This is a genomic window from Porticoccus sp. W117 (assembly GCF_030341905.1).
Classification (GTDB): Bacteria; Pseudomonadota; Gammaproteobacteria; order Pseudomonadales; family Porticoccaceae; genus SCSIO-12696.
In genome coordinates this window covers 362,280-372,504 of record NZ_JATAAF010000002.1, presented here as the reverse complement: position 1 = coordinate 372,504, position 10,225 = coordinate 362,280, and the positions used below count along the sequence as shown (strand labels likewise).

The window sequence follows — 10,225 nt, the reverse complement described above, 5'->3', positions numbered from 1 at the left end:
AACTTCTCGGATCAACTGACGCTCACTGCGTACACCAAACACATACCCAATGAATAGCAATTTAAACAGCAACGTAGGATCCAAGGCCGGACGACCATTGTCGGCGCAGTACAGGTCTTTAACCAGAGCGTGAATAAAGCTGAAGTCGATGACCTTATCGATCTTACGCAGCAGGTGGTCGGCGGGAACTAGCTCGTCAATGCTGACGAACTCCATAGTGGACTGGGTTTGGGGGCGGTCTTTTAACATGCCCCATTATAAAAAGTCCCCGCACGAGGGCGAGGACTTTGTCAGCAGTCTGACCGGCTCGTTCAGAGCCGGTGTTTTTTATGTGGCATTTCTTTATATGAGATTGTTTTGTGTGATGAAGCTAACGACCGGAAATCATTTGCTTAATTAATTGAACGCCAGAAATACGCTGCATCACCAGCACAGCCAGAACATGAACCCCTGCTGCCGCCATGGCAATGTCTGCGGAAATGCTGTGGGTTAATTGCACCCAGTCTTCCCCCCAGAACATATCCCATTCCTGCATCCAACCGCTGATACCACACACCAGGATTGAACTCAGCAAAAGCAATACCATCAATGAACCCAACGGGTTATGGCCATGGTGTGGTTTCTTGAACGAGAGTGGGGCTTCGCGAAGGTGCGCCTTGAGCTTTGCCCAAGTTGGCCAGAATTGGCGAAAGCGCGCAGTCTCCGTACCAATAAAGCCCCAGATCAGCCGCAAACAAATCAACACAAGAATTGCATAACCAACCCACTCGTGAGGCGGATCACCCTCTTCCAAAAACCAGTAGTTGCTGACAAAGGCAACCGCCAAACACCAGTGAAAAATCCGAACAAAAATGTCCCAGATCACTTACTCAATACCCATGTATCCGTTGCGGCTGTGCCGTTAGTCCACTTCTTTTTTGACGATTTCACCGGTTTTCGGGTTGAAGTACACTTCGACTTTAGTGCGCTTGCCATCAATCATTTCCCAACCGTAAATCTCGTAGCAATTGCCATCAACTTTGAACTTTTTGATTTCAAACCCGTATTCATTGACGATTTTTTTCTGCATTTCCAGTGGGGTCATCCACTGCTCTTTGGGGAGTTCCGGGCAATCTGCGCCAGCAAAAGCGTGGCCTGTAAAAGTAGCTGCCATTAACAGTGGAAGTGCTTTAAGAGTATTTTTCACGGTTTATTCCTTAGCCTTATTGCGAACGAAGTGAAAGTCAGTTTTCCTGCCAGAGCGGCAAATGCAAATGATAGCCAATATCAAGCAGGCCAGCAATGATAAGCCGCTCATATGATGACGACAAAGGTCGCTTTTCCTCACCGTTAAAAAACGGCATGCAAATTATTTGAATTACAGCAACTTAGAATGACAGTTGCTTTACAGCCTCCTTTCATTTTCAAGGCCGGCAGGTATAATGCGAATAAATCTTATTTGACTATAACTTTCAATGTGAGCCCTGCAGCTCATCGCTTCCGGTAACGTTATGACAGATACCTCTCTGCTGCTGGCAGACCTGACCATTGGCGACCACGCCATCATCCGCCATTACAACGGCATTGATGCCGATTACCGCAATCGCTTGATGAGCCTGGGGCTGACGCCAGGCACGCCCTTCTCCATAGAACAGGTAGCCCCACTGGGCGACCCCATGGATATTCAAGTAAGAGGCTTTCGCCTGAGTTTGCGCCGCGCTGAAGCGGGCAATATCAAAGTAGAAAAAATCTAACCGCCACCTGACCGCAGTATCTAAACCTCATGAAACGCGCCTTTACCCTGGCCCTGGTTGGCAACCCCAACTGCGGCAAAACCACTCTTTTCAACGCACTGACCGGCACTCACCAGAAGGTGGGCAACTGGCCCGGGGTAACGGTTGAACAGAAGTCCGGCAGCTTTGACCACGGCGACACCAGTTTCGATGTGGTGGACCTGCCCGGCACCTACTCCCTGCACGTCACTCACGACAGCGACTCCATCGATCAGCAAATTGCCCAGCAATATGTGCTCGATGGCAGCGCCGACCTGCTGGTGAATATCATTGATGCCTCCAGCCTGGAGCGCGGCCTTTACCTGCATACCCAGCTGCGCGACGCCAACGTGCCCTGTGTTATTGCACTCAACATGATCGATGTGGCCGATCAGCAAGGCGTCCATATTGACCCCTACGCGCTGGCGGAAAAGCTCGGCGTTCCGGTAGTGCCCATTATCGCCAGCAAGCAAGAAGGCATTGGCACCCTGGTGGATGTCATCATCAACAAGCTGCGGCCTGCGGAACAGGAAGCAACGGCAGATGCCAATAATGACCACATCGCACTGGAAACCAGCCTGGAAGTGGCCATTGCCTCCATCGGTCGGTTACTTGAACAGCGTCAGCAGAGCAGCAATCGTCTGCGCATTACCGCACTTCTGGAGCGAGATGCCCATGCCACTGCGGAACTGCCTGAAGATCTGTCCAGTGCGGTGGAAACAGAAATCAACAGCCTGGAGCAAAAGCACGGCACCAGTGCCTCCGACCTGTTGATTCAGGCTCGTTACCAGTGGATTGGCGAGCAAGTGGAAGGCGCCCAGCACAGGGACGGTGGCAACAAACTCACGTTCAGCGACCGCCTGGATAAAATCCTGCTCAACCGGGTATTGGCCTTCCCCATCTTTCTCGGCGTGATGTACCTGATGTTTTTGTTCACCATCCACCTGGGCAGTGCCTTTATCGACTTCTTTGACATTGCCGCCGGCGCTATCTTTGTGGATTTGCCACGGCAACTGCTCACCTTCCTGCACCTGCCAGAATTTTTAGTGACACTGGTGGCCGACGGTGCCGGTGGCGGCGTTCAGCTGGTGATGAGCTTTGTGCCGGTGATCGGCACCCTGTTTCTGTTCCAGTCATTTCTGGAGAGCAGCGGCTACATGGCCAGAGCCGCTTTTATTCTCGACCGCATGATGCGCGCCATAGGATTGCCGGGTAAATCCTTTGTGCCTCTGGTGGTGGGTTTTGGTTGTAACGTGCCTTCGGTCATGTCCGCCCGCACTCTGGATTCCCAGCAGGACCGCTTGCTCACAGCACTGATGGCACCCTTTATGTCCTGCGGGGCGCGGCTTACTGTTTATGTGCTTTTCGCGGCGGCGTTCTTTCCGGTTCAGGGTCAGAACATTGTGTTCGCCCTGTATCTGATTGGTTTGGCACTGGCCGTGCTCACCGGCTTTCTGGTTCGCAAACGTTTGATGAGCCGGGATATGACGCCGTTTATTATGGAACTGCCCAACTATCATATCCCCACCCTGCGCGGCCTGTTGACCAGCACCTGGCACCGCCTGAAAGGGTTTGTACTGCGGGCGGGTAAAGCCATTGTCGCGGTGGTGATTGTGCTTAACTTTCTCAATTCCATCGGCACCGACGGCAGCTTTGGCAATCAGGATTCGGAAAAATCCGTACTCTCGGTCATCGGCATGAAAATCACCCCGGCGTTTGCCCCCATGGGAGTGAAAGAAGAAAACTGGCCCGCCACCGTGGGTATTTTCAGCGGCATCTTCGCCAAGGAAGTGGTGGTTGGCACCCTGGATTCCCTGTACACCAGCATGGCTGGCGTAGACGGCGATGAAGATGAAAACAGCAGCTTTGGCGAAAAACTGGGCGAGGCAGTGGCAACCATTCCCGCCAACCTGTCAGAGCTGGGCGGCGCCTTTGGCGACCCACTGGGCATTCAGGTAGATGAAATGAGCGACCAGGCTGCCGCAGCCGCTGAGCAAGAAGTGGAACTGGGCACCCTGGCGCTGATGAACCAGCTGTTCGATGGCCGCATCGGAGCGTTCGCCTACATTCTGTTTGTACTGTTGTATATGCCCTGCGTGGCTACTCTGGGGGCCATTTACAAAGAAGCCGGCGGTTTCTGGGCCGGATTCTCCGCCATCTGGAACACCGCCATCGCCTATACCGCAGCGGTACTGTGTTACCAGTTAGGCACATTCAGCGCCCACCCCACCAGCTCACTGATATGGAGCGGCGGCGCGGCCCTGTTTATGGTGGCCAGCTATCTGGTGCTGATGCACTACGCCCAAAAACAAACCCAGAGCAGCAATTTGATTCCGGTGGTCAATGTGCGCTAGCGGCGTAAGCCATCCACAGTAAACACCGCCAGCGCCAACCAGATAAAGGCAAAGGTAATCAAGCTGTTGCTATCGAACGCTTCTTTGTAAAAGAACACGGCCAGAAAAAAGGTAATACTCGGGGTCAGGTACTGCACCACCCCGACTACCGACAAATTCAGGCGATTGGCCGCTGCGGCGTAACACAACAGTGGCAGGCTGGTGATTAAACCGGCAGCCAGTAACAACCCCGTTATAGTGCTGCCTTGAGCCACAAAAGCCATCTCACCACTGGCCGCCAACCCCAGCAGGTAGCCTGCGGCCAGAGGCAGCAACACCAAAACTTCCACCCCTAAGCCCAGAGTGGCATCCACCGATACTTTTTTACGAAGCAAACCGTAAAGCCCAAAGCTCACCGATAGCACTAACGCCACCCATGGCAGGTAACCCACCTGCCCTATCTGCCAGGCCACTCCTATCGCTGCCAAAGCCACTGCCGCCCATTGGGCCGGACGCAATCTTTCGCCCAGGAACAGCACCCCTAAGAACACGTTCATCAGAGGCGTAATAAAATACCCCAGGCTGGTTTCCAGAATCCGCCCCTCCGCCACCGCCCAGATAAATACCAGCCAGTTAATGGCAATGGTCAGCGATGAGCACAACAACCAGCCCATCAAACGGCGGTTGCGCAGTATCGCCAGAAAGCTCTGCCAACGGGCGGTCAACCACATCACCACCAGCAAAAACAGCAACGACCACAGCACCCGGTGTGCCAATATTTCCAGAGCGCCCACTTGAGCCAGTGACTTAAAATAAATCGGCACCAGGCCCCACATGGCAAAGGCGCCAAGGGCGTTGTACAAACCGATTCTGGTGCGGCTATTTTTTTGAGTATTCACTGGCAGGCTGAGCGGGTTGCGAAAAGCGCCTATACTGGCAGCACAACAACGGTCTCACAAGCAGGAGCAGAAAAATGGCAAAGGCTCTCGGTATTGGCGGTGTTTTCTTTAAAAGCAACAACCCGGAAAAACTGGCCCAGTGGTACAAACGCTGGCTGGATATTCCGTTGATGGAAGGCATGCCCTTCGCCCCCTTCACACCGGATACCATGCCCGCCAACAGTTGCAGCGTGTGGTCGCCCTTTAAAGCCGATACCGACTACTTTGCGCCATCGGATCAGGCGTTCATGTTTAATCTGGTTGTAGACGACCTGGATGGCGCCCTGGCCCAAGTAGCGGAAGGCGGCGCGCAATTGGTCGGCGATATCGACGAACAGGACTACGGCCGTTTCGGCTGGTTTATGGACCCGGATGGCAATAAAGTAGAACTTTGGCAGCCGTCCGAAACCACCTCCCCCAATTAAGGAATAAATATGAACGCAAAAGCCATTGGCAGCTCACTGCTGCTTATCCCAATCATCATCCTTGTCATCAGTAGCTGGTATGTGGTCGACACCGGCAATGTAGCGGTGGAGAAAACTATGGGGTCGGTGGATATGGAAGAAATTCCCGCCGGCCTGAACTGGAAGCTGCCGCTGATTACAAAGGCCTACGAATTTTCCGCCAAGGAAATTGTTATCGACTTCAACAACCTGACACCAAAAGCACGGGACAACCTGCGCTTGAAAGACCTGGATATCAGTGTTTACTACAAAGTCAGCCCAACCAACGTTGCTGAATTGATGGTGAAATACGCCTCCTCTTACGAACGTGGTGAAGAAGGCCTGCTGCCTGCCTATGGCGTGGTTTATCGGGAAGGCCGGGATGTTATCTATCAGGAAGTCACCAAAATTGATTCTCTGGAATTGCACCGCAATCGCGACGAACTGCGCGATGGTATTTCCAGCAACCTGCAGAAGAAGCTCGATTCCAAAGACCCCGGCGTATTTACCATTACCAGAGTGGCGGTGCGCGCGCTGAACACAGACCCAACCATTGAAGCGGCCATTCAGAAAGCCGTGCAGGCTCAGAAGCAATTGGAAGCCAAAAAAGTGGAAGTGGAAATTGCCAGTAAAGACGCGGAAATCGAAATCGCCCGCGCCAAAGGTATCGCCGAGGCCAACGCCATTATCAATAAATCCCTGACCCCGGAATACTTACAGCACGAACTCAATGAAGCGCTGAAAAAGTTTGCTGAAAACGAAGGCGGCGTAGTGGTGATTCCAGCCAATATGCAGAACATGAGTTTGATGCTGGATACCAAGAATATTCGGAAGTAAGCGGTGATCTCCCGCCCTATTATCGCTTTCCTCTTCACCTGTTTTAATGCCCAGGCGGACAACCACTGCGCACCCTTCCAGTGGGTCACAGATACGGACGGCAGCGAAAAATCCGCCATGGTGGTACGCACCACCATTAATGGCAAAACCGCGGACATGCAGTTTGATACCGGCTCCGATGTGAGTGTATTTTACGGCAGCGAGCCAGCAACCGCATTGGGGATAGCTCTTGCTAAACAGCCCAGTGGCAGCATCACCGGCATGGCGCCGTTGGCTATTGGCGATATGGATTTTGCCAGCCAAACCTTTCATGTAATGCCCTACCCGCCCGCCAGTGTGGCCGGCCGTATTGGCCTGCGATCACTGTTGGGCCATATTGTGCAGATCGATTACCCCGGCCAGCAAATTTGCCTGTTGAGCAAGGCCCAGTACCATCTTTCACGAAATCAGATTCGCCAAGTGCCTGCTCAGATTCGCAGCAGCAAATTATTTTTGACCACCGAGCTGGACGGGCACAAAGCACAACGCTTTTTTTTCGATACCGGTGCCAGCTTGTTTGACTTGTTGCTGGATAAAGCTCAGTGGCAAAAACTCACCGATCGCCATGGCGATGAAGAAAGCAACTCCCGAATAGAAGGCTGGGCCAATGACCAGCTGGTAACCACTATTGGTGCGCCGTTAAATGTAACCCTGAAAATTGGCGATATTGACATACACAACGCACAGGCCCACTACACTCGCGAGCGCCCCAACTACTTTGCCAACCTGCCGCTGGAAGCGGATGGGCTGTTGGGAAATTCGTTGTTTTTTGATAAGAAAGTGATTCTGGATTTGCGTCAGAAGCGCACATGGTTTGGGGTTTTTAAAGACTGAGGCAACTCTAATCCATGGGCCAATACCCCCTGACCACTTCGCTGGTGCAGGTTGACCAAAAACAAATAGATTCATCCTCAGCGCTCATAATCTATGAGCGCAACGCTGCATTGCAGGCAAGGAAGTTTTATACCTATTAAGTAATAACCAATAAAACCATCAATTACCTCTTAAGTGGGCCTTGCCCTCCTTTATTTCCGGCACCTGATCCGGATCAATTGCCGCCCCCCTCCAGCCCCACAAAATCGCCACCAGACAGGCATTCACATTCTGGAGAACCACCATGAAAAGTACCGCAAAAACCCTGCTCTCCGTCGCTATTGCTGCCGCTGTTGGCACCCTGGCCAACCCGGCAGCCGCAGAGGAATCCGCCACTTTTTCCGATGCCCTTAAAAACGGCACCGTAAAAGGCAATTTCCGCCTACGCTACGAAGACGTAGGCAACACTGCCAGCAACGACGCCCTCACCCTGCGCAGCCGCCTCACCTTCCAAAGTGCGGAATACAACGGCTTTAGCGGCCTGCTGGAAATGGATGATGTATCCATTATCGGCAGCGAAAATTTTACCGGCATCGCCGATCCGGAAGGCACCGAGATCAACCAGTCATGGATCAAATACGACTTCGGCAAAAGCGACCTGAAGTTTGGTCGTCAGCGCATCAACCTGGACAACCAGCGTTTTGTCGGCGGTGTTGGCTTCCGCCAGAACGAGCAGACTTACGACGCCATCAGCTACACCGACAAACACTTGAAAGACACCACGGTGTTTGTAGTCAACATCAACAACGTCAACCGCATTTTTGGTGAAAGCTCCCCCATTGGCGACCATGACAACGACACCGTGCTGTTCAATGCCAATTACACCGGTTTTGAAGGCGGAAAGCTGTCTGTGTACGCCTACCTGCTGGAAAACAACAATGTGGCGTTGTATTCCACCGATACCTGGGGCATTCGCTACAGTGGCAAGGCCAGCGACGCCTTCAGCTACAGCCTGGAATACGCCCGCCAGACCGATGCCGCCAACAACCCCCTGGACTACAGCGCTGGGTACCTGCTATTGGAAGGCTCCCTGCAAACCAAGCCGGTAAAACTCACACTGGGTTATGAAGTGCTCGGCTCCGACAACGGCGACACCGGCGGCTCGCTGTTAAACGATGGCCGTTTTATTACCCCATTGGCCACTCTGCATAAATTCCAGGGTTGGACCGATATGTTTATCGCCGGTGGCACCGGCAACATCGACACTGGTGTGGAAGACCTGTACTTCTCGGTCAGCGGCAAAGCTGGCGGTTTTAAACTGGCGTTTGTGTACCACGACTTCAGCGCCGACAAGGCATCTGCCAGTGTCGATAGCCTGGGTTCTGAATGGGGCTTCCTGGTGGCACGTAAAATCAACGACAACCTCAATCTGTCATTGAAATACGCGGATTACAGCGCCGATGATTTTGGTACCGATACTGAGAAACTGTGGTTGACTGCGCAGTTTAATTTTTAGAAACCCCGTCATTGCGAGGAGCCTTTCGTTTTAAAGAAAGGCGACGCGGCAATCTCTTTCAGCCCGCTGCCAAACTGGTTGAGATTGCCGCGGCCTTCGGCCTCGCAATGACCAGTATTTAGTGACAAGTATATTTTTCATACGGGCTACTCAATAACAAGCTCCGTCAATCTTCCTTCAGAAAATTATGGCTTAGCGCCTCCTCCACCCTGCCCTGAAAACGATCCGCCTTATTGGCAAAAAACATCACTGTCATACAAAACGCCAACACCCCGTACAGCAGCATAAAGCTGGCACTGTGTATGCCGACCAAATCCACCCCCAAACCAAATAAAACCGGCAGCGTGCAACCGCCCAGTGCGCCGATAGCAGACACTATCCCTCCCACAACACCCATCTGTTGTGGGTAGTAATCGTGAATGGTTTTATACACACTGGCGCGACCAAACCCCTGCGCGATACCAATCACAAACATCAAACCGGTGAACGTCCACAGCCCCACTTCAATGCTCAGATTAACATCCCCCTTTACCCCGTGAATGGTCATGGTAGTGGGCGGATAGCTAAGGAAAAACAGGCACACCAGACAAACCCAAAAGACGCTCCAGTTAACCGCGCGGCCACCGTAGCGATCCGCAAACCAACCGCCCAGTGCACGCACCAAACTGGAAGTGGCGACAAAAAACAGGGTAAACGCCATCGCCTGGGAAAAACTCAGTTGATACACCTGGCGATAATATCCAGGCAACCACAAAATCAACGCCAGAAAACTGCCAAACACAAAATAGTAATACAGACTAAAACGCCAAACCCGCAGCTGTTTTAACGGCGCCAGAGACACCGCTTGTTCACTGGAAGCCGCTCGTAAATGAGCCGGCAGCGCGGGAGCCAGCCATACAAAAAGCAGCGCCATAACCAGCAAACCAATACCGTATGCAGGTCCAAGGCTCTGCCACCCCCATTGACTTACAAATAACGGCGCCAACGCCAGGGTAATAGCCGCACCGGCATTGCCCGCACCAAAAATCCCCAAAGCGGTACCCTGCCGGGTTCGATCAAACCAGCCAGTGACATAACGCACTCCCAGAGTGAACGAAACACCGCTGACCCCCAACCACAGGCCGAGCCAGATGTAGCCACGGTAGGACTCCACCAGCGGCAACAGAAACAGCGCCGGTGCCACCAACAACATTTGCCAGAACAACAAACTTTTGGGGTTGTGCCGTTCAGACAAAAAACCGGCAGGGATGCGCATTAACGCGCCGGTCAGGATCGGGGCCGACAGTAATAATCCCAATTTTGTGGAACTCAATTGCAGGCGCTCTGCCACGTCCAACCCCAACACCGCGTACAACACCCACACAGAAAAATTAGCGGCAAAGGCAATGGTTGCCATGGTCAGTGCCCGATAGGAACCTGGAATGTTTTTTTGCACAGATTATTCCTTTTGGTGGGTGCTTGTTTTCGGTAATTAAACGACAGGGTAATTCACCAGAAGTCCGCAAAAAAATACCACAGGGTATGTACCCAGGCATCTCTCTAAAGAGGTACTGCA

General features: G+C 52.7%; 11 protein-coding genes. 6 read left to right on the top strand and 5 right to left on the bottom strand.

The annotated features are described in order from the left end of the window. The 3 genes from QSV34_RS03380 to QSV34_RS03370 all read right to left on the bottom strand — a co-directional run. A partial coding sequence (locus tag QSV34_RS03380) for a transposase (protein WP_289151993.1) occupies positions 1–249 on the bottom strand: 249 nt, incomplete at its 3' end. A 121-nt stretch (positions 250–370) separates the two neighbouring features. After that, a complete protein-coding gene (locus tag QSV34_RS03375) occupies positions 371–865 on the bottom strand; it encodes a cytochrome b/b6 domain-containing protein (RefSeq protein WP_289151992.1) in 495 nt (164 codons plus the stop codon). A gap of 36 nt (positions 866–901) precedes the next feature. After that, entirely contained in the window at positions 902–1,186 is a 285-nt protein-coding gene (locus QSV34_RS03370; protein ID WP_289151991.1) for a PepSY domain-containing protein, read from the bottom strand. Positions 1,187–1,490: 304 nt separating this feature from the next. On the opposite strand from QSV34_RS03370, the gene QSV34_RS03365 reads away from it, so the two are divergent. Together QSV34_RS03365 and feoB are read left to right on the top strand one after the other, a co-directional pair. Next, positions 1,491–1,733 carry a FeoA family protein gene (locus QSV34_RS03365; protein ID WP_289151989.1) on the top strand — a complete coding sequence of 81 codons (243 nt, stop codon included), beginning with the start codon at positions 1,491–1,493 and terminating at the stop codon, positions 1,731–1,733. A 29-nt stretch (positions 1,734–1,762) separates the two neighbouring features. Beyond that, a complete protein-coding gene (gene feoB / locus QSV34_RS03360; protein ID WP_289151987.1) occupies positions 1,763–4,105 on the top strand; it encodes a Fe(2+) transporter permease subunit FeoB in 2,343 nt (780 codons plus the stop codon). Here the strand turns inward: feoB and rarD are convergent. Continuing rightward, a complete protein-coding gene (gene rarD, locus QSV34_RS03355) occupies positions 4,102–4,983 on the bottom strand; it encodes an EamA family transporter RarD (RefSeq protein ID WP_289151985.1) in 882 nt (293 codons plus the stop codon). The genes feoB and rarD overlap by 4 nt on opposite strands. A gap of 74 nt (positions 4,984–5,057) precedes the next feature. Here rarD and QSV34_RS03350 point away from each other — a divergent pair, with 74 nt between their 5' ends. The 4 genes from QSV34_RS03350 (at position 5,058) to QSV34_RS03335 (ending at position 8,670) form a co-directional block, all read left to right on the top strand. Next, on the top strand, positions 5,058–5,447 hold the full coding sequence (locus tag QSV34_RS03350; RefSeq protein WP_289151983.1) for a VOC family protein: 390 nt from the start codon (positions 5,058–5,060) through the stop codon (positions 5,445–5,447). Positions 5,448–5,456: 9 nt separating this feature from the next. Further along, a complete protein-coding gene (locus QSV34_RS03345) occupies positions 5,457–6,302 on the top strand; it encodes an SPFH domain-containing protein (RefSeq protein ID WP_289151982.1) in 846 nt (281 codons plus the stop codon). A 3-nt stretch (positions 6,303–6,305) separates the two neighbouring features. Beyond that, on the top strand, positions 6,306–7,175 hold the full coding sequence (locus tag QSV34_RS03340) for a pepsin/retropepsin-like aspartic protease family protein (RefSeq protein ID WP_289151980.1): 870 nt from the start codon (positions 6,306–6,308) through the stop codon (positions 7,173–7,175). Positions 7,176–7,458: 283 nt separating this feature from the next. Next, positions 7,459–8,670, top strand: a complete 1,212-nt coding sequence (locus QSV34_RS03335; protein WP_289151978.1) for an alginate export family protein — start codon at positions 7,459–7,461, stop codon at positions 8,668–8,670. Positions 8,671–8,836: 166 nt separating this feature from the next. On the opposite strand, the gene QSV34_RS03330 is transcribed toward QSV34_RS03335, so the two are convergent. Continuing rightward, positions 8,837–10,105 (bottom strand): nitrate/nitrite transporter, encoded by a 1,269-nt coding sequence (locus tag QSV34_RS03330; protein ID WP_289151976.1) that lies wholly within the window; start codon positions 10,103–10,105, stop codon positions 8,837–8,839. Positions 10,106–10,225 lie beyond the last annotated feature (120 nt).

Coding starts and splice junctions, on each gene's coding strand:
- QSV34_RS03335 (WP_289151978.1), top strand. CDS start 7,459: ATGAAAAGTACCGCAAAAACCCTGCTCTCCGTCGCTATTGCTGCCGCT.
- QSV34_RS03365 (WP_289151989.1), top strand. CDS start 1,491: ATGACAGATACCTCTCTGCTGCTGGCAGACCTGACCATTGGCGACCAC.
- QSV34_RS03350 (WP_289151983.1), top strand. CDS start 5,058: ATGGCAAAGGCTCTCGGTATTGGCGGTGTTTTCTTTAAAAGCAACAAC.
- QSV34_RS03345 (WP_289151982.1), top strand. CDS start 5,457: ATGAACGCAAAAGCCATTGGCAGCTCACTGCTGCTTATCCCAATCATC.
- feoB (WP_289151987.1), top strand. CDS start 1,763: ATGAAACGCGCCTTTACCCTGGCCCTGGTTGGCAACCCCAACTGCGGC.